This window comes from Pontibacter ummariensis, from assembly GCF_900188175.1.
Classification (GTDB): Bacteria; Bacteroidota; Bacteroidia; order Cytophagales; family Hymenobacteraceae; genus Pontibacter; species Pontibacter ummariensis.
Genome location: NZ_FZOQ01000002.1, coordinates 179,820 through 199,298 on the forward strand (window position 1 = coordinate 179,820; position 19,479 = coordinate 199,298).

Sequence of the window (19,479 nt, forward strand, 5' to 3'; positions counted from 1 at the left end):
GAAGCCAGCACAAGCAGGTGCTCAGCTAAAATAAATGAGGGCTGCAAAGTTAACAGAACAGAAAGAGAATGCCTAAGCTCCACTTGGAACAAAGGCCGCTCGTGCCTCTGTTCTACGCTGTATGGGAGTTAAGGTGTTCAAAACCAACAGGACAAGCAGCAGGCATGGTTTTGAAAGAAAACAGGTCAGGAAACCCAAAAGGATAAACAGGAGTAGCATAAGCAGAAAACCTCAACACTCCTACAAGAAAAGCTATCCAGCAAGAGACCGGTAGATGTTGGCTATAAAGTATCGCTTAGGTCTAGCCAGTTCGGGTTCATGGAATCTATTAAGCGGTAAGCGGAGTCCTGCCCCCCCTCCTTTATCTGCCGTTCACGGTTGCGGGCTACTTCCTCCCTGTCATAATGCTCGTAGTAGACCAGCTTCTGATCCCGAGGGCCTACACCTGCATGAACAGCCCCGCTGCCGTCCACCAGAGCAGCGTGTTTTTCTTGTGTTAACTGCACCAGGTTTCCGGCCACTCCAACCTGAACGTCCCCGCTAGGCTTGTTTCCATAAATATATACGAAGTAATGGGCTTTGTTTCGTTCCATAACGCAGCGTTCTTTCGGGCTTATATACGTGTACCTGCTGACTCTGTTGGGTCATACAGCTGTAACTGTTTTGATATAAACGAGGGGTAAGCACCCTTATTGTCAGCCAGTACAGGCAGCCTTCAAGAGGCACGCCAGGGGAAACAGGGAGGGATTATGGGCAAAGGGGCTTGATGAACTGGCCTTTTCTAGTCGGTTTCACCAAGCACCATTTCGCTCTGTGCCTTTAGCCTCCGCCAGCGTTGTTCCGTAAACCCGGGTAAAGGGTCAGCGCTGTGGTAGCCCAGACAAGGTGTTTCGCAATTCTTGCGTACATGAGCCACAGCAGCGATGTAGCAAAAGAAACCACGAGCATTATGCCACTAAACGAAAAAATAGAGAAAGTTCTGAATAAAGTATACCAGCCGAAGGAGCGTTATGACACAACCCTTCTAAAAAAGGATGTCACCTATATTACAAACGAACTGGGCGAGCCAGTCACCCTCTTTATAGGAAAAAGAAACGAGGATGGCAGCATTGCGGGCGAGCGTTATGTGCGCACCATCGTGCGGGAGCCAAACAGCAACGTGATCAGGAAAAGTCACTGGGATTTGAAAGGAAAGGTTAGCCGGGGCTAAAGCGCTTATAGCTCCTCGAGGTCAAAGTCTTTCCCTTTGCCGTACCGAATGAGGTCGTGCAGGTGATAGACCTCCAGCGTGTTCAGGTCTTTTACCCTGTAAACGCCCTCCTCCGGCATTTCCATCACCTGAAACTCAAACTCTTCCCCGTAATTCTGTAAGCGGTACTTTTTGCCTTTTCGGAGGTTATCCATTGAAATTGCCATCGCTGCCTTCGTTCTAACGCCTGATCATGATTCTACTCCTGCAAATATACGAGAAGCTGTGGGTTTGTTGCCTTGCGGCGGATATACAGAAGCGGTAGGCGTTTAGGGATGAAGCTGTATCTTTGCAAAAAAGAATATAGCAGTGCTGGAGATAATTTACGAAGATGCGCATTACGTGGCCATTAATAAGCCGAACGGGTTGCTGGTGCACCGGACCCGGATAGCAGAAGAGAAAAAGGAATTTGCCCTGCAAATGCTGCGCGATCAACTGGGCTACCACTTGTTTACCGTACACCGCCTGGACCGGGGTACCTCCGGCGTGCTGCTCTTTGCCAAGTCGCCGGAAGCTGCCTCTCCTATTGTGAAAGCCTTTGAAGAACGGCAGCCTGATAAAACGTACGTTGCCATCGTGCGGGGGTATACGCCAGAGGCCGAAACAATAGATAACCCCATCCGGCCAGACAAGGATCACCAGCACAAAGCCGCGCAGGAAGCGGTAACGCACTATTGCCGCTTAGGGACAGTAGAACTGCCAATACCGGTAGGCCGTTATACTACCGCTCGCTATAGCCTGGTAAAGGTAGAGCCCGAAACAGGGCGCATGCACCAGATCCGGAAACACTTTGCCCATATCCGCCATTACATAGTGGGAGATAAACGGCACGGGGACTGGCGCCATAACAAGATGTTTCTAGAGGAGCTGCATAGCCCTTATCTCTTGCTGCACGCTGCGGAACTCGCGTTTGCGCATCCGTTTACAGGGAAAACGGTACGCATCAAAGCACAGCTACCAGACAACATGCGGCGCCTTTGCTGGCAGTTTGGATGGGAAGACGTGCTGGCGCAACAGGAAAGCCTGCCGCAGCCGGTACCCGCCCCTACTGCTGAAGTACCCGCTTCACCATCTCGACCTGCATGCGAGCCACCACGTCATTCTGAGAGTCGGAGTTAAGCACCATCAGCAGGTAAGCCATAGGTGATAAACGCCAGTCCTGCACTACTTCTCCGTTCTGAGAGCGGTACACCACTTTAAAGTTCTCCCGTAGCGGCAGGTGCATGCTATTACAGACTTCTGTGGCCCGCTTCACGGCTCTTCCCAGGTCCTCGATGCTGGCACAGCCCCGCTGCTGTAATAAATCTGTAGCATAGCAGGTTAAGTTCCGGTCAGCAAGGCTATCCAGGAAATCCTCTAAGGAGGTGTATGTTCTGGTCTCTTCTATAGTCATCAACATAGTTGGCTACAAGGGCTATGGGTTGAAGTATCGTTTCTCATACTGCCTTTGCCTGGTGCAAGGAACGGAGCTTTTCCAAGAGTTCCCGTTCCTCGTGACTTAGATGCGTAGGCAAGCTTACCTCTATTTTTACGTAAAGATCGCCGTGCTGATCACCCTTCCCGTAAACGGGCATGCCTTTTCCTTTCAGCCGGAGCGTTTTGCCGTTCTGCGTGCCTTCCGGAATCTTTAGCTTTAAAGCGCCGCTCATGGTGCTCACCTGGCTGCTTCCTCCTAAAATAGCGGTAAACATATCCAAGGGCAGGGTGGTATACAAATCATCGCCACGGCGTTCAAACTGCGGCTCGGGCTTCACCAGCACTTTGATGTATAGGTCTCCAGGTGTTCCTCCTCCCATGGCCGGAGCTCCTTTGCCTTTTATGCGCAGCACCTGCCCATCGGCCACGCCTGGCTTCGTGCTGATGCGTAACTGTTGGTTGTTAACGTTGAGCAAGCGGCTGGTGCCCTGGTAGGCTTCCTGCAAGGTGATTTCCATCTCCGCCTCGTAGTCCTGCCCTTTGACTGCCCGGCTACGACCGCCTGCTCTTTGGCCACCAAAACCTCCGCCTCCTCCGAAAAACTGCTGAAAGAAGTCCGAAAAGCCGGCGCCCCCCCCACCGAACATGTCGTTCAGGTCTCCCTCATAAAACCCGCCCTGGAAACCACCTCCCGGTTGTCCATAATACTGGCCTCCACCGGCTCCTGCGTTTTGAAACTGGCGCCAGTTAGCCCCTAGCTGGTCATACTGCTTGCGTTTTTCCTTGTCGCCCAGCACCTCGTAGGCTTCGCTGATGTCCTTAAACTTGTCTTCTGCGGCGGTGTCGCCTTTGTTTTTGTCAGGGTGATGTTTCTTGGCCAGTGCTCGGTAGGCCTTTTTTATGTCCGCCTGCGAGGCAGACTTTTCTACCCCCAGGATCTTGTAGTAGTCCTTGTAGTCCATTTTGATTTACCTTCGTGTTATCTAAACAAAGTAAAACAACGAAATTAGCCTGCATAGGTACAGGCTGGTTACACGCACATGAGCAACCTGGTAAATGTGTACGCTTTACGCTGCGTATTAAGTTGTCCTTGGCAAAAGCCCGTGAAAGGAAAACGAGCAAAGGGGCTATCCCTCGCTACCCGTTTTTTTAACCCGATTGCTACGTTTTCTGCTGGTTTTTATATCTTCATGCAGCAAGGCACAATCTTTGAGCAGCCTTGCCTGCATCACAAGTTAAAATATTTAATTTTTAGCATATACACTAACAGAATCGTGAACAAAAATAAGCTTATTGCAGCCCTACTGGCCTTTGGCCTGCTGACGGCCTGCAGTAACGAAAAACAGAATGAGGTTGCGGTGGCGCATGCTACAGAAAGTGCTCCTGCCACCATCAACTACGGTGTGGTGAACACCTACCCGCATGATATCACTGCTTTTACAGAAGGCTTTCTGTTTCGCAACGGGCAGCTTTATGAAAGTACCGGCTCTCCTTCTGATCTCCCCCAAACGAGATCTTTGGTGGGCGTGGTGGACCTGAGCACCGGTGAGCTGGAGGAGAAAGTAGAACTGGACCGTAACAAGTACTTCGGCGAGGGAATCGTTTTCCTGAACGATAAGCTGTATCAGCTCACGTACGTGAGCAAAAAAGGCTTTGTGTACGATGCGAATACGTTTGAAAAACTGGAGGAGTTCACCTTCCCTAGCAAAGAGGGCTGGGGCATGACAACAGACAGCACCTACCTGATCATGAGCGATGGGACCAACCAACTCACCTACCTCGACCCGAGTACTTTTGAAGCAGTAAGAACGGTGAGCGTAAAGGATCACAAAGGCGCTGTCAGAAACCTGAACGAGCTGGAGTACATTAACGGCTACATCTACGCTAACATATACACGACAAGCGATATCGTGAAGATAGACCCCGAGACCGGCAAGGTAGTAGGCCGTTTGGATCTTTCCTCCCTGGAGCATGATGCCCTTAGCAAGAACCCGAATGCCTTAGAGCTGAACGGAATCGCTTACAATCCGGAAAACAAGAATGTGTATGTAACCGGCAAGCTGTGGCCGAACATTTACGAGATAAAGTTCAATTATTGATTTCCTGTACACAGTAAAAACAAAAGCAGCACTGGCTTCCCGGTGCTGCTTTTGTTTTTATTAACGGGTTTCTTTAAATGGTGTCTGTTACAACAAGCAGGGCATAAATAATACCTGGTATGTAGAACAGCAGGGTCAGGATCACGCTGATCCAGAAAGAACTGCCGATACCCTCATGCAAGAAAACAGCGAGCGGCGGTAACAGGACCGCTAAAATGATCTCAACAATGGAAGTTCTGGAACCGCCCTGCCGCATGACTTCTTTCAGATCGCGCTTCAGCTCCTTTTTCTCGGCTTTTGTCATGTTTTTCAGCCTTTCCTTGGCCATGGCTAAGGCCTCTGCCTCCGCTACAGACATTTCTCTTTTCTCTACAGAAAGGTTTTCTTCCAGCACCGGCTCCTTTACAATCGCTGTCGTTTTGCGGGGTACTAGCGCCGGGGCAGCGCTTGCTTCCATAACTGGTTCAGCATGCTGCGTAGTGGCTTTGTTTTCTTCCGCTTCTACTATCGCCTTTGCCACCATGGGGGCAGGTTTTATTTCCGCTGTGGCAGGGGCAGCCTTCTTCTTGACTGTGTTATAGGCTTCCGGTTTATTAGGGGCAAACTCATAGTATTTAGCTGAGCTACAGGCAAACATCATCTGTCCCAACACCAGCACGGCAACTAAATGAAGTAAATTTTTAAGTTTCATAGTTTATAAGGTTAATTGATAGGAAAAACATCGTCGCTCTACCAAAGGCCTTTCCTTCCCACTTCACTCTGTCCTGCCTGAAGGTCTTTCGTAAACTTTTGTAAGAATACTTTATATGTTAGGTTTTTGTTATTTAAAGAGCATCCTTTTCGAGGTTAAAGGTATTAATTTTCTACTGTTCCCCGCTTTTAAAAGAAGCAAGGGTTTTGCTTAAGCTTTCTCTGATCGCCCCTCGCACCCTTGCCCATGCGCCCCTATCCCCTAAGGGGTACTTTTGGTTTACCTCCAACTCCACGCCCGCATACTGCCCTTCCGTAAACTTACGGCGCAGATAAGTCGGAAAACCATCGGCAATGCCTAAGTAAGGGTAGTTAAACCGTACCTGCAGGCTTGCCTCTTCTTGCTGTAGCTGTTTTTTCCATGCGCGGCAAAAAGACTGTTCGAGCGTTCGTTTAGGATCATACAACAAACCTATGTCGGTCTGCCGCTCCGCTCCCTCCAGCACCGGCGTGAAAGTATGAACCGAAAGATGCAGTACCTGCCTACCAGCCATCACAAAGTCATGGATCAGATGCTCAACCTGGTCCCGGTACGGAAAATAATAGGTCTGTACTATATGCTTTTGCTCGTTCTGAGGGAGCTCCCTGGTAACTGCAGAAAAAAGGTGCCTGTGGTGCGGCGAACGGTTTAATTCTACCAGCAGGCGGGTCGTCTCCGCGTAAAAGCTTTTGTTGCCCAAGGTTTTGAGGTCCTGAAAGAGCTCCAGTGCACCGATGTCATAGCCTCTATGCGAGCCAAGAAGGTCCTGACGGTCCTGGAACAAGCCGGCATAGGCGTCCGGCACCTGGTTCCCACCATGCTCGCACGTAATAATGACTCTCAGCATGGTCTCAATGAGATTTATTGGGGAGGAAAACATCACCGTTTTGCAGGCAAGTGGCCAGTTGCTGGTATACCTGCCTTATTTGCTCTGCAGAAGGTTGATCGCCCGTGGCCTGCCGTATGCGCCGTGATAAGTTGCCCCGGGAAAGGATGACGTTCAAGGCATAGGACACCTCATCCTCGTCCACTACTACTACCTCCTGCGTTAAGTGCTTCCATAGTTCCCCCACGGTGCAGCTCCCGGAAATATGGTAGCCAAAACATTGCAGATATTCCTTGTCTCTTATCATAGCCTCTTCCCCATTTCGTATCACCTCCAGTAACATATCAGCCAGCCGGTTTTCGTCCCATGCTTTGAGCTTGTCTAAGTTTACCCACCGCTCCCCTACCAGCGCCTCTATAGCCCCTAGCACGGCCTGCAATACAGCTATGTCTGCCACCGGGCTTTCCTGAATATCGATGAGCCGAATTTCTATGGTGTGGCGGCTAAAGCGCGCGATGGCCCCACGGGAATTTACAAACTCTTCCTGCAGCTCACCTTCCTTATCGTAGGGTGCCAGATCCGCGTATATTTTCTGCAGAATCATTTGTTCATAGTCCTGCTGCGTGAATACTGCCTCCGGAATTACCTTACCTGCTATAGAGGGTATTTTGTCTTGATTATGGCGGTATACCTCCAGCCGGGTATCATTCAGGCCGCTGACTTTCCCATCCAAAATAGGCGACGAGGCACTGAGTGCGGGGATAATCGGCAAGACCATGCGCACTGCGGCATGCAGCTTTCCAAACTCCTCGTCGTTTGCGAAAGGCAGGTTCAGGTGGTTGCTCTGCAGGTTCGCCCAGCCATGGCCACGGCAATCGAAAATACGGTTATAGGCTTCGTAAACGGTGTTGTACTCGTGCGGCCAAAGCCTGGTGTCGGTATAGGGGTTCATGAGCGGGTGCGCCCCGGAGGGCAGTAGCATGGCGTCATACTTCTTCAGCATCGCGTTTATCTTTTGCACGTGCTGCTGAAACTTCTGATGCAGCCCATCCAGGCGCTTTGCGGGTCCTTGTGTTTTCAGTTCGACCACATGCAGTACCAGTTCGTTGCTCCACGCGATGTCCCCGAATTCCACGTCCGATATGTACTTGCCTACCGCATCATAAATCAGCTTGTCGGTAATCGGCATCACCTGCAGGGTATCCCGCTGCACAATCATATACTCCAGCTCCACACCGAAGCCCTCAAAGAGATGCAGCACTTGTTTTTCGCTACTCATTTACTCTACCGTTCTTATGATTGTCTATACGCTGTTTGATTGATTTTATCACGGTGGCGTACAACTCCCTCTTGAGCACTTTGTCCTCACAGCCCGCCTCTATGCTGGGGTTGTCGTTTACCTCAATCACGTAGGCCTTCCCGTCTATCTCTTTCAGGTCCACTCCATACAGGCCATTCCCGATTAAGTTAGCTGCTTTCAGGGCGGTATGCAATACCGTAAACGGGACTTGCTCAAAAGGCACTGTTTCCACGTCCCCGGCCGTGTCCTGTTTCTTGCCCTCCCAGTTGTAGATCTGCCAGTGCCCCTTGGCCATGTAATATTTACAGGCATAGAGCGGCTGCTTGTCGAGCACCCCGATGCGCCAGTCAAAGTCTGTCGGGGAGAACTCCTGCCCAATGATAAGCTCTGAGTCCGCCAGCATCTTATCCAGTTCCTCTTTCAGGCTCTCGCGGCACTTCGCCTTCACCACCCCCTGCGAGAAAGAGCTATCTGGCTTCTTCAGCACGCATGGGAGCCCCAGCACTTCCTCCACTTCCTTCCGGTTGTCTTTATGGATGATCATCGTTTTCGGAATGGGTACTTTCGCTTTCGTCAGCAACTCGGCCAGGTATACTTTGTTTGTGCAGCGCAGGATAGAAACGGGGTCGTCGATCACGGCAAGCCCGTCTGCATGGGCTTTACGGGCAAAGCGATAAGTGTGGTGGTTGACCGAAGTCGTTTCGCGGATAAAAAGGGCGTCAAACTCCGGCAGGCGCCTGTAGTCCTCCTTGGTGATGAGCTCCGCATAAAAGCCCTGTGCCTCTGCCGCCTCCAGAAAGTACTGTATGGCCTTTCTGTCGGACGGTGGTTCTTTTTCGGCCGGGTCTACTAAGATCGCCAGGTCATAAATCTTCCGGTTTATGCGCGCGCCGGAAAAGCGGTGACGGGCAAAGTAGGCCTTGGCGAAGTCCACCATATACTTCCAATGGCTTTGGGGCACCTCATTTACCGGAATAGGAGAAATGCTCTGTAACACCCACTCCTCCTTCTGCACGAACTGCGCCCGCAGCAACGGAGCCTGAAACAGGTCATGCAGTTGCTTGCACAGCTTCTCATACTTCTGCGCCACATTTTGTCCAAAGTAGATGCTGAGCGTAAAGTTACTGGACCGAATATTGGCAAGGCTTTTCTGAATGAGGTCGTTGATCTCTACCGTAATCGCCCGCACGATGGTCGGGCTTTTCAGGTCCTGCATGGTGGTTACGCTTGGAATCGGCTTGTGCCCCCTCGCCTCCGCCAGCAAAGAGACATAGTAACCCGCACTTTGGTATTTATAAGAGCGACAAAGGTTAAAGATCCGGGCATTTCGGATATCAGTGTAAGCTGCATCCGTCAAGTAAGCCTGTGCCTCTACTACTTCTATGTCTTCTATGGCTAACCCCCAGTCTTTAGGGTAATCAACTACAACTATCTTGCGCATGGTTAAGCTTGTACAGGTTCCTGCATGGGTGGCCGAATGGCCAAAAGGTTGGCGTCATAAGTAGCCATGCCCAGCATGATTGAGTTAATCAGGTGGGAGGCTTTTACCTCGTAGTAGTTATTCTTAAAGTAAGGGTTCTCCGGGTAGGGGTCTGCCACCACGATGCATTTCGGGTCTTCCCCAAAACCACACAGCACGACAAAGTGCCCCATGGGGTATCCCTTTACGTCGTCATAGATAGAGTTATCTTTTTCATCAACCATCTCCCTGGCACTTTGGTAGAGGTAGGTGGCACTTAGCCCCGTTAGCAGCGGTATCCCTTTCTCGAAATACTCACTCAGCAAGCCCTTTGTCAGGTCCTTACATCGCAACTCCCCTCCCAGCGTCAGAAACTCGATGTAGGCCTGGGTAGCCCTGATGAACTTGCTTCCCTTCTTAAAGGTTAGTTGCTGCTCCAACTTACGCACAATGGCTTCGTTACTCAGCTTAAACCAGGTAGGATCGAAAATATGAAGGTTATACGTGTAAATGCGGGCCCTGTAGCCCCGTTGCAGGGCATGACAAGCCAACAGCACCTCCAGCGTTCCACCCTCGTCCAGGTAAGGCACTTCTTTGATGACCTCGTTTAAAGATATAGGGTCTTTGAAGTAACGGTAAACGGCATGCAAACTAGTAGGTCCACAGGTAGAGTCATCGGGTTGCGTATGTATTTTAATTGGGATCACGAATGGTGCACTTATTGATAGCTAAAACAACAACGTGCATTTATACGAGAAGATAATAATAAGTAATAGAAAGATTAAGGGATAGTACTTACACTTTGGCGATGCCAGATAATTGACAACCTGATATATAGCAAGAGTGAAGCAAAATGCTTATCTTCAGTAATAGCTAGCAACAAAACGATGAGCTGGAATTTCGCAATCGGACAACGCAACAAAGTAGCCCTGGCGCTGGGAGTAGTCTTTCTGATTATTGTGCTAGCTAACTGGTTTGTAAGCTACAGCATGCAACAGATAGGTACGCAGTTCCAGTCCGTGTATGAGGATCGCTTGGTACCTGCCCTGGACATATCTGCCATGCTGGAGCGCTATTACCAGAACCGCATGTTCTTAGAAGAGCATTTGCTCTCCGGTTCAGAAGAACAGACAAAGCTGGAGGAGCGAATAGCGAACAATCACCAGGAAGTAGACTCCCTGCTGGCCAAGTTCGAAACTACCTACCTGACGAATCAAGAAAGCATCGACCTCCGGGAGTTTAAAAAGGCCAGCAGCAACCTGGAAGAGGTACAACTGGAGATCATCTCCCTCAGCAAAAACGGCGACAAGGCAGCTGCCACCGGCCTGTTTAAGACAAAAGGATTGAAGGCATTTCAGGACTTACTGGATCCACTACACGACCTAAGTCTGCTACAGGAGCAAGTGGGCCACGAATTATACGCCTCTGCAGAAAGGAGGCTGAACAGCTTAAAAGTACTCTCCTACCTGGTGATCGGTCTTGCCATCGTGCTGGCCTTACTCGTAGGTACACTACTACAAACTTCCCGCAAGTTGAAAGGTACAGAGACGCAGCGCTTCCACCTGAACTAAGGCTATTCTTTCAGGAGAACCTTTGGCCCTCCGTCATTCCTACAGGACCGTTCCATGAAGGCCAAAGTTGTGCTGTGCACACACAAGTCCCTCGGGCATGACAAAAGGCTCGTCAATAGCTCTACTTCTGACTCTACTGTTCCTTCAACAAGTTTTTAAAAGCGGCCTCTGCACGCTCAAAGTTAAAGCCTTTTAAGGCTTGCTCCATCAGTAAAGCAATTTGTTCGTTACAAAGGTTGCCGATGCTGCCCTCATGCGTATGGGTAACGGCGGCAGGAGGTGCAAAGGTACCGGCTTCTATACTCTCTCCCACGACTTTATAGGCATCCCGGAAAGGCATTCCTTCCAATACCAGCGCATTCACGGCATCCACACTGAAGAGGTACTGGTACTTCTCGTCCTGCAGAATGTTCTCCCTTACCTGCAACTGCTCCATCATAAAGGCCATCATCTGCAGACAGTTTTGCAGTTCTTCAAAGGCAGGGAAAAGATTCTCTTTCAGCAGCTGCAGATCGCGGTGGTAACCGGAGGGCAAGTTGATGAGCAGCATGGAAATCTCTGTAGACAAGGCCTGTAATTTGTTGCACTTGCCCCGCAGCAGTTCAAACACGTCTGGGTTCTTTTTGTGCGGCATGATGCTGGAACCTGTCGTGAGGCTATCAGGCAGGGTTACAAAAGCAAAGTTCTGGTTCATGTACAGGCACAGGTCCATGGCCATTTTGGCCAGAGTCGCCGCTACGGAAGCCAGCGCCGTGGCCACTACGCGTTCTGTTTTGCCCCGCCCCATCTGCGCATACACTACATTATAACTCATCGCCTCAAAGCCCAGCAAATCGGTTGTCATCTGGCGGTTAAGCGGGAAAGAGGAACCATAACCGGCAGCGGAACCAAGGGGGTTCTTATCTGCAATTTTATACGCAGCCTGCAGCAGGTGCATGTCATCCACCAGGCTCTCGGCATAGGCACCAAACCAGAGCCCGAAAGAGGAAGGCATAGCCACCTGCAGGTGCGTATAACCTGGTAGCAGCACGTGCTTGTACTTCTCACTTTGTTGCTGCAGTACATCAAACAGCGCCTTTACCTCCTCTACCGTTTCTTGTAGCTGATGACGGAAAAAAAGCTTCAGGTCTACCAGCACCTGATCATTACGGGATCGGCCGCTGTGTATCTTTTTCCCCGCCTCCCCTACTTTACGGGTCAGCTCCAACTCCACCTGCGAATGAATGTCCTCTACCCCTGGCTCAATGGCAAAGTCACCTGCCGCTATGCGGTGGTAAATAACTTTTAGTTCTGCCTCCAGCACCTCCAGCTCTTCTTTGGTCAGCAGATCAATACTTTGTAGCATGCGGATATGGGCAAGGGAGCCCAGCACATCGAAGCGGGCCAGTTGCATGTCCAATTCAGGATCTTTCCCTACCGTAAATTTCTCTATCTCGGCGGCTACGCCAGTATTTTTCTGCCAGAGTTTCATTTGGTGTTCTCTAAGTGTTAAGGTAATCCCAACAGGGCTTTTTGCCCTCTACATTAAGCATCGTACCTGTTACAGTACCTGCTCTAACAATTCAATATAAAGCTTAATACCCTCCTCTATTTCATGCAGGTAAATGTACTCGTCTGCCATGTGCGAGCGACCGGAATAGCCGGGGCCCATTTTAAGGGAAGGGATAGGCAACAAGGCCTGATCTGATGTGGTGGGCGAACCATAGGTTTTGCGCCCCATCTTCAGGCCTGCCTGCACCAGGGGGTGCGCCATAGGGATAGAGGAAGGTTTCAGGCGGGTAGAACGGGGCGTTACCTCCGCTTTTACCTGCTGCTGGATGGTATCCAAGACCTCTCCCATCGTGTACGCATCCGTCAGGCGCACATCTACGGTGAACTGGCACCTGTCCGGCACCACGTTGTGTTGCGTGCCCGCCTGTACCATGGTCACACTCATTTTAACAGGCCCCAGGTGTTCCGACTCTTTGGGGAAGCGGTAGTTCTGAAACCATTGGATATCCGATAGCGCTTCGTAGATAGCGTTGACGCCCTCTTCCCGGGCCGCGTGCCCTGCTTTCCCCTTCGCCACACAGTCCAGCACGAGCAGTCCTTTTTCGGCTACGGCCAGGTGCATTTCGGTGGGTTCTCCTACAATGGCTGCCTCCAGTTGCCCTAGTTCTGGCAGTATCAATTCAATACCGTTTCTACCAGAGATCTCTTCTTCCGCCGTTGCTGCCAGTACCAGGTTATATTGGAGGTTTTTGCGCTCATAAAACCAAAGAAACGTACTGATGAGCGAGACAAGGCAGCCCCCGGCATCATTACTGCCCAAGCCAAACAGCTTCCCATCCTCAATTTTTGGTTCAAAAGGATCCCGGGTATAACTGGCATTTGGTTTTACCGTATCGTGGTGTGAGTTGAGTAACAGCGTCGGTAAAGCCGGGTTATAATGCTTGTTAAAGGCCCAGACGTTATTTTGCTGCTGCTGCACTTCCACCCCCTGCTCTTTTAGAAAGGCTGCGATGATCGCCGCTGTTTTATCTTCCTCTTTACTAAAAGAAGGCGTCGCGATCAGGTTCTTCAGCAGCGTAACAGCTTTTTGGTAAAGTTCCTGTGTGAGCATTATCGATAAAGGGTCCTGTTTACTTTTCGTTGTGGTATAGCTGCTCTGCTTTGATAGAGGAAGTCTTTATGCCTTTGATTAAAGCAGAACTGAAGCCATTGTGCTCCATCTCGTTCAGGCCGGCAATGGTACAGCCTTTGGGAGAGGTAACCTTGTCAATTTCATTTTCCGGGTGGCTCTGGAAGTGCAATAGTAAAGAAGCAGCTCCTTTGGCTGTCTGAGCCGCCATGCGCAAGGCATCTGCCGCATGAAAGCCGATCTCAGTCCCCCCTTGCGTGGCAGCACGGATAGATCGCAGGAAAAAGGCAATCCCGCAGGCGCAAAGGGCAGTCGCCGAGGTCATCAGTTCCTCTTCGATTTCCACTGTTTCTCCTACTGCTTCAAAAATCTCTTTCACCAGGGCCTGGTTGGCGGCAGATGCTTTGCTGCTACTTATACAGGTCATGGACTCCCGGATGGCAATGGCGGTGTTTGGCATCGCCCGGACAACCTCCAGGTCTTTTCCCACCCGCTTTTGGATGTCCACGACGGTCACCCCCGTTACAATAGAGATAAGCAAGTGTCGCTGTGGATTAATGCTTTCAGCTATGGTATCCAGCACGCTATTCAATTGCTGCGGCAAAATGCTCAGGATCAGGATATCGGCATTTTCCACCGCTTGCACGTTATCACTGGTAATAGTATAGCCTTCCCTGGCCATCCCTTCCAGCAGGCGTAGGTTACGCCTTGTAAGGGTAATGTCCGCTGCTTCGTGTTTCCCGGAAGCGACCATGCCCTTCGCCAAAGCAACACCCATGTTACCACCACCTAAAATGGCTACTTTCTTATTTTCTGAACCCATGTTTACCTGTTTTAAATCTTGTGAACAAGTGTTTGTACTAGGTTAAGTACTTAACCCACCCTTACAAGGTAATTAATGTTCCCGCTTTTCCCTCGGAAAGAATGGCACTAATTTCGGCTGCATCTCCAATCACAACGGCACTAACCCCTTGTTCCAGGGCAGCAAAGGCGTTGTCCAGTTTAGGGATCATGCCGGCTGAAACGACCTTTTCTTCCTTCAACTGCCTGTACTTCTCTTTATCTATAGCCGGAATAACAGAGTTATTGTCATTCGCGTCCTGTAGGACTCCCCGCTTCTCGAAACTGTACACCAGCTTTACCTGGTACTTTGTAGCGAGGGCGGTAGCTAAAACAGAAGCAATCGTATCGGCATTGGTATTGAGCATCGTTCCTTGCTGATCATGTGTCAGCGGGGCAAACACAGGCGTTAATCCTTGCTGCAACAGTGCCTCCAACACGTTTACATTGATGCTTTCTGGCCCTGCTACATCTCCGGCAAATCCGTAATCCACCGCGCGTACAGGTCGCTTCGTGGCAGGAATGCTGTTGGCATCTGCCCCTGTCAGGCCAATGGCATTACAGCCCTGTGCCTGCAACTGGGCTACTACCTGCTTGTTTACCAAACCGCCATAGACCATGGTAACTAATTCCAGCGTTTCCGCATCCGTTACCCGGCGCCCTTCTACCATCACCGGCGTAATACCAAGCTTTTGCCCGATGGCAGAGGCAATCTTTCCGCCCCCATGCACCAGTAGTTTGAGCCCTGGCAGGGCAGCAAAGTCCAATAAAAAGCTTTTCAGCCGCAGGGGATTGTCCAAGATATTTCCGCCGATCTTGACGATGTTCAGCTCTTGCATGTATATTGTAAAAGGGGATAAAGGATTACAGACAAAGGACAAAGGTAGAGAGCTGGCAAAGGAAGATAAAGCTCCCTTTCCCCTCTTCTCTCCTTAGCTTTTTACAGGCTTTCCAGCATTTGTTTCAGCACGGCCTGGGCAGCATAGGTACGGTTGTTTGCCTGCTCTAACACGAGCGAACAGGCACCGTCCAGGATCTCATCGCTTAGCTCCACATTGCGCCGTACCGGCAGGCAGTGCATGACCTTCGCGTTATGGGTTGCCTCTAGCTTCTCGTCGGTCAGCATCCAGCCTTTCCCGTCTGTCAACACTTTGCCGTAGTCCTGGTAGCTCGACCAGTTCTTTACATACACGAAATCTGCTCTTTCCAAGGCTTCCTGCTGGTCTGTCGTAACTGTCGCGCCGGCGGTAAACTCCTCAGATAATTCGTACCCTTCCGGATGGGTGATCACCAGGTCTACATCGGCCTGCCCCATCCATTCCGCAAAAGAGTTGGCCACGCACTGTGGAATAGCCTTTACATGCGGTGCCCAGGTTAGCACCACTTTAGGGCGCTTGCCCGCCGGACTGTTTTCATTGATGGTGAGCAGGTCAGCCAGGCTCTGTAGCGGGTGGCGCGTAGCGGACTCCAGGCTTACAATTGGTGCTTTGCTGTAGCTGATAAATTGCTGTAGCAAATCCTCACTGTAGTCTTCTTCGCGGTTCTGCAGCTTCGGGAAAGAACGGATGCCCAGGATATCACAGTACTGGCCCATCACTGCCGCAGCCTCTTTTATGTGCTCAACGGTCGTCCCGTTCATCACGGCGCCGTCCTGCGTTTCCAGCGCCCAGCCTTCCTTGTCCAAATTCATCACCATCACGTTCATGCCCAGGTTCAGGGCTGCTTTTTGCGTGCTGAGGCGGGTGCGCAGGCTGGGGTTTAAGAAAATGAGACCCAAAGTCTTGTTCTCGCCCAGTTTCTTGTACTGGTAGGGATTCTCTTTCAGGTGCAGTGCTTCCTTCACCAGACCATTCAGGTCGGCTACATCCTGCACCGAGGTAAACTTCTTCATTAAATGGACTGTAATTCTGATTTGTAAAGAACTGATTCGAACGCTTCGAGAAACTTCTGTACCTCCCGGGCACTAATGCAAAGTGGTGGCAACAGGCGTAGCGTATTTTTATTTGAGGAGGCCCCGGTAAAGATGCCATGCTCTTTCAAGAGCTCCTTGCGGATGCCGGCGCAGGCCTGTGTTAACTCTACTCCGATCATCAAGCCCTCCCCTCGTACTTCCTTCACGCCCGGCAAGGCACTGATCACCTCCATTAGTCGTTTGCCAATACGTGCCGCATTGTCAATCAGATTCTCCTGCTCCATCACTTCCAAAACAGCCAGAGCGGCTACACAGGCCAGATAGTTTCCTCCAAAGGTGGTACCCAACATACCATGCTTTGCCTCAATATCCGGATGGATCAGCACACCGGCCACTGGAAAACCGTTGCCCATGCCTTTGGCCATCGTGATCAGGTGCGGCTGTACCTCCGCGTGCTGGTGGGCAAAGAACTTCCCTGTGCGGCCGTAGCCCGACTGTACCTCATCCAGGATTAACAAAGCTCCCACGCGCTCACAACCTGCCTGCAGGGCCTGCAAAAAGGACTTGTCTGGTATCTGTACACCTCCCACACCCTGTATACCTTCTACAATCACAGCAGCCAGTTCCGGACCGTGCTCCTGCAAAGCAGCTTCAAAAGCGTTGGTGTCATTTAATGAAAGAAAGATGATGTTATCCGTCTCGTTGATGGGTGCCTGTATTTTAGGGTCATCTGTGGCAGCTACGGCGGCAGAGGTGCGGCCATGAAATGCTCCTTTAAACGCGATGACTTTTTTGCGGCCGGTGTGGAAAGACGCCAGCTTCAGGGCGTTCTCGTTTGCCTCGGCCCCGGAGTTGCACAGAAACAGGCTGTATGTATCATAACCACTCAGCACGCCCAGCTTATCGGCTAACTCCTGCTGCAAGGGCATTTGAACGGAGTTGGAATAGAAACCGATATCATATAGCTGGCGGGCAATACGCTTGACATAGTGCGGGTGGCTGTGCCCGATGGAAATTACGGCATGACCGCCGTACAGGTCCAGGTAACGCTTGCCTTTGTCGTCCCATACATAGGCGCCCTGCGCGCGCACTGGCGTGATATCAAAGAGAGGGTATACATCAAAAAGATTCATTGGATTGAAAATTTAGAGGTAAGAGGTTAAACAGTAAATGAAGTACTTGGTGTACATAATCTATCTGGTTGTTTGTAATTCCTTACAGGTTGTTCGATTGTACTAAAAGCCCGAAGCTTTCAGGCATAGTCCTGCCTTTTCGTCCAGACCAAACATGAGGTTCATATTTTGCACGGCCTGTCCGGAAGCTCCTTTCAGCAGGTTGTCGATCATACTGGTAATCACCAGGTAATCGCCCTGCTTCTCCAGGTGCACTAAACATTTGTTTGTGTTCACTACCTGCTTCAGGTCCGGGGTAGTCGTGCTCAGCCTTACAAACGGGGCTGTCTGGTAAAAGCCCTTGTAAAGCTGCTGCGCTGCCTCCTGGTTTAAGCTGCAATGCAGGTAGCTTGTGCAAAGGATACCGCGCGTAAACGGACCCCGGTAAGGCACAAAGTTGATATCGGGCACCGCCTGTTCCTGTATTCCCTGCAGGGTGCGGCGTATCTCGTGCAGGTGCTGGTGACTGAGCACTTTATAATTAGAGATATTCCCGCTGCGCCAGCTATAATGCGAGGTCGGGCTGAGGCTCTGCCCTGCTCCCGTGCTGCCGGTGATGCCGCTTACATGCACTTCAGAAATAAGGAGGCCCTGTGCTGCCAGTGGCAACAGGGCCAATTGAATGGCCGTGGCAAAGCATCCCGGATTGGCTATGTTTTTAGCTTCCGCTATCGCATTCTTTTGCAGTTCCGGGAGTCCGTACACAAAATCCCGCCCCTCCGCGCTAACTACCCTCGCGGTTGTGCTTTCATTCCAGCGGAAGTCCTGGCTCAGGTCAATCAGGCGGATGTGCTCCGCCAACGCTTGCCCTTCTACAAATTTCTTAGCCTCGCCATGCCCGGCACACAGAAACAGTACGTCCACCTCCGGATCGATTGCCTCACTAAAGTGCAGGTCGGTATCGCCCAATAGGTCCTGATGCACGGCATAAACAGGCTTGCCGGCCTGGCTCTTGCTTTGCACAAAAGTTACCTGCACCTGCGGGTGATTCAGCAGCAGGCGCAGTAATTCGCCTCCTGTATAACCTGCTCCGCCTACAATGCCTGCTTTTATGCTTACTCCGCTGCCCATGCCGATTCAGGGTTATTAATGCTGTGGTACATTTTCGTCTGATTGCCGAAGATCTTGGCAAAGCCTTTCACGTCATCAGATGTCCAGGCGCGGTTCATCTCACCATAGCTACCAAACTTATCACTCATCAGGTCATGAGCGCTCTCAATGCCCTCTATCTGGAAGCGATACGGAGCCAGCAGCACGTGCACTTTACCGGTCACGTTTTGCTGGGTGTTTTCCAGGAAAGCCTCGATGTCGCGCATGGTAGGGTCCAGCAGTTGGCCTTCGTGCAGCCAGTTGCCATACCAGGCCGAAAGCTGGTCTTTCCAATAGAGCTGCCATTTGGTGAGCACGTGTTTCTCCAGGGTGTGGTGTGCCTTGATGATCACCATGGGGGCTGCTGCCTCAAAGCCCACGCGTCCTTTAATACCAATGATCGTATCCCCCACATGTATGTCGCGGCCAATGGCAAAAGGAGCCGCCAGTTCCTGCAAGTGCTGTATCGCCTGCACCGGGTGCTCATACGTCTGCCCGTTCAGGCCCACCAGCTCGCCCTTTTCAAAGTGCAGGGTAACGCGCTCTGGCTGCTGCTTCGATAGTTGCGTAGGGTAAGCCTCTTCCGGCAGGGGCAGGTGTGAAGTCAGCGTTTCCTTGCCGCCTACAGAGGTACCCCAGATACCTTTGTTGATAGAATACTGGGCTTTCTGGAAGTCCATTTCCACGCCATGTTCCTTCAGATAGGCGATCTCCTGCTCACGCGACAGTTTTTTATCCCGGATCGGGGTCAGAATCTCTACCTCCGGGATGATCGCCTGGAAGACCATATCGAAACGCACCTGGTCGTTGCCAGCCCCTGTGCTGCCATGCGCTACATAGTCGGCCCCTACCTCCTTCGTGTGCTTGGCAATGGCAATGGCCTGCGTAATGCGCTCCGCGCTCACCGAAAGCGGATAAGTGTTATTCTTCAGTACGTTCCCGAAAACCAGGTAGCGGATACAGCTGTTGTAGAAGTTCTCTGTCTCATCCAGGTGCGTATGCTGCTTCACGCCCATGGCATAAGCACGGCGCTCTATCTCCTGCAACTCTTCTGCTGAGAAGCCGCCTGTATCGACAATAGCGGTGTGTACTTCCAGGCCCAGGTCCTGGGCAAGGTAAATGGCACAATAAGAGGTGTCCAGTCCGCCGCTAAAGGCCAAAACTACTTTCTTCATTTCTGTTGCTATTTTTCGGGT

General features: G+C 51.1%; 21 protein-coding genes. 4 read left to right on the forward strand and 17 right to left on the reverse strand.

Going from position 1 to position 19,479, the window contains the following annotated elements; all coding sequences use genetic code 11:
• Positions 1–281: 281 nt before the first annotated feature.
• Positions 282–593: a GIY-YIG nuclease family protein gene (locus tag CHB92_RS02785; protein WP_089317647.1), complete on the reverse strand. Its 312-nt coding sequence runs from the start codon at positions 591–593 to the stop codon at positions 282–284.
• A 356-nt stretch (positions 594–949) separates the two neighbouring features.
• On the opposite strand from CHB92_RS02785, the gene CHB92_RS02790 reads away from it, so the two are divergent.
• Entirely contained in the window at positions 950–1,210 is a 261-nt protein-coding gene (locus tag CHB92_RS02790; protein WP_089317877.1) for a hypothetical protein, read from the forward strand.
• Between the two features lie 5 nt (positions 1,211–1,215).
• Here the strand turns inward: CHB92_RS02790 and CHB92_RS02795 are convergent, their stop codons facing one another.
• A complete protein-coding gene (locus CHB92_RS02795; RefSeq protein WP_089317648.1) occupies positions 1,216–1,416 on the reverse strand; it encodes a hypothetical protein in 201 nt (66 codons plus the stop codon).
• 142 nt (positions 1,417–1,558) lie between these two features.
• Here CHB92_RS02795 and CHB92_RS02800 point away from each other — a divergent pair, with 142 nt between their 5' ends.
• Positions 1,559–2,368 (forward strand): pseudouridine synthase, encoded by an 810-nt coding sequence (locus tag CHB92_RS02800; protein WP_089317649.1) that lies wholly within the window; start codon positions 1,559–1,561, stop codon positions 2,366–2,368.
• Here the strand turns inward: CHB92_RS02800 and CHB92_RS02805 are convergent.
• The gene (locus tag CHB92_RS02805; protein ID WP_245842258.1) at positions 2,295–2,648 is read right to left on the reverse strand and encodes a hypothetical protein; all 354 of its coding nucleotides are present in this window, start codon (positions 2,646–2,648) and stop codon (positions 2,295–2,297) included. The genes CHB92_RS02800 and CHB92_RS02805 overlap by 74 nt on opposite strands.
• A 37-nt stretch (positions 2,649–2,685) precedes the next feature.
• A complete protein-coding gene (locus tag CHB92_RS02810) occupies positions 2,686–3,627 on the reverse strand; it encodes a DnaJ C-terminal domain-containing protein (RefSeq protein WP_089317651.1) in 942 nt (313 codons plus the stop codon).
• Between the two features lie 312 nt (positions 3,628–3,939).
• Here CHB92_RS02810 and CHB92_RS02815 point away from each other — a divergent pair, with 312 nt between their 5' ends.
• Entirely contained in the window at positions 3,940–4,764 is an 825-nt protein-coding gene (locus CHB92_RS02815; protein WP_179222942.1) for a glutaminyl-peptide cyclotransferase, read from the forward strand.
• A 73-nt stretch (positions 4,765–4,837) separates the two neighbouring features.
• Here the strand turns inward: CHB92_RS02815 and CHB92_RS26070 are convergent, their stop codons facing one another.
• The 5 genes from CHB92_RS26070 to CHB92_RS02840 form a co-directional block, all read right to left on the reverse strand.
• Positions 4,838–5,455, reverse strand: coding sequence for a YqaE/Pmp3 family membrane protein (locus tag CHB92_RS26070; protein WP_245842260.1), 618 nt, complete (start codon positions 5,453–5,455; stop codon positions 4,838–4,840).
• A gap of 172 nt (positions 5,456–5,627) precedes the next feature.
• Entirely contained in the window at positions 5,628–6,341 is a 714-nt protein-coding gene (locus CHB92_RS02825) for an N-formylglutamate amidohydrolase (RefSeq protein ID WP_089317653.1), read from the reverse strand.
• A 4-nt stretch (positions 6,342–6,345) separates the two neighbouring features.
• Complete coding sequence (locus tag CHB92_RS02830; RefSeq protein WP_089317654.1) at positions 6,346–7,599, reverse strand: carboxylate-amine ligase; 1,254 nt, start codon at positions 7,597–7,599, stop codon at positions 6,346–6,348.
• Complete coding sequence (locus CHB92_RS02835; protein ID WP_089317655.1) at positions 7,592–9,061, reverse strand: RimK family protein; 1,470 nt, start codon at positions 9,059–9,061, stop codon at positions 7,592–7,594. The genes CHB92_RS02830 and CHB92_RS02835 overlap by 8 nt, the downstream gene beginning before the upstream one ends.
• A 2-nt stretch (positions 9,062–9,063) precedes the next feature.
• Positions 9,064–9,786: a peptidase-C39 like family protein gene (locus tag CHB92_RS02840; protein WP_089317656.1), complete on the reverse strand. Its 723-nt coding sequence runs from the start codon at positions 9,784–9,786 to the stop codon at positions 9,064–9,066.
• A 180-nt stretch (positions 9,787–9,966) separates the two neighbouring features.
• Between CHB92_RS02840 and CHB92_RS02845 the strand changes: the two genes are divergently transcribed.
• Positions 9,967–10,650 carry an MCP four helix bundle domain-containing protein gene (locus CHB92_RS02845; protein WP_089317657.1) on the forward strand — a complete coding sequence of 228 codons (684 nt, stop codon included), beginning with the start codon at positions 9,967–9,969 and terminating at the stop codon, positions 10,648–10,650.
• A gap of 133 nt (positions 10,651–10,783) precedes the next feature.
• Here CHB92_RS02845 and argH read toward each other — a convergent pair whose 3' ends face one another.
• From argH to CHB92_RS02885, 8 genes are all read right to left on the reverse strand, one after another.
• Positions 10,784–12,121 carry an argininosuccinate lyase gene (gene argH / locus CHB92_RS02850; RefSeq protein ID WP_089317658.1) on the reverse strand — a complete coding sequence of 446 codons (1,338 nt, stop codon included), beginning with the start codon at positions 12,119–12,121 and terminating at the stop codon, positions 10,784–10,786.
• Positions 12,122–12,190: 69 nt separating this feature from the next.
• Positions 12,191–13,252, reverse strand: coding sequence for a M20 family metallo-hydrolase (locus CHB92_RS02855; protein ID WP_089317659.1), 1,062 nt, complete (start codon positions 13,250–13,252; stop codon positions 12,191–12,193).
• 19 nt (positions 13,253–13,271) lie between these two features.
• A complete protein-coding gene (proC, locus tag CHB92_RS02860) occupies positions 13,272–14,093 on the reverse strand; it encodes a pyrroline-5-carboxylate reductase (RefSeq protein WP_089317660.1) in 822 nt (273 codons plus the stop codon).
• Between the two features lie 61 nt (positions 14,094–14,154).
• A complete protein-coding gene (gene argB / locus CHB92_RS02865; protein WP_089317661.1) occupies positions 14,155–14,949 on the reverse strand; it encodes an acetylglutamate kinase in 795 nt (264 codons plus the stop codon).
• A 101-nt stretch (positions 14,950–15,050) separates the two neighbouring features.
• Positions 15,051–16,001 (reverse strand): Rossmann-fold NAD(P)-binding domain-containing protein, encoded by a 951-nt coding sequence (locus CHB92_RS02870; RefSeq protein ID WP_089317662.1) that lies wholly within the window; start codon positions 15,999–16,001, stop codon positions 15,051–15,053.
• On the reverse strand, positions 16,001–17,155 hold the full coding sequence (locus CHB92_RS02875) for an aspartate aminotransferase family protein (RefSeq protein WP_089317663.1): 1,155 nt from the start codon (positions 17,153–17,155) through the stop codon (positions 16,001–16,003). Before CHB92_RS02875 ends, CHB92_RS02870 begins: the two co-directional genes overlap by 1 nt.
• 102 nt (positions 17,156–17,257) lie before the next feature.
• Entirely contained in the window at positions 17,258–18,265 is a 1,008-nt protein-coding gene (argC, locus tag CHB92_RS02880) for an N-acetyl-gamma-glutamyl-phosphate reductase (RefSeq protein ID WP_089317664.1), read from the reverse strand.
• Positions 18,250–19,458, reverse strand: coding sequence for an argininosuccinate synthase (locus CHB92_RS02885; protein ID WP_089317665.1), 1,209 nt, complete (start codon positions 19,456–19,458; stop codon positions 18,250–18,252). Before CHB92_RS02885 ends, argC begins: the two co-directional genes overlap by 16 nt.
• Between the last annotated feature and the right edge of the window lie 21 nt (positions 19,459–19,479).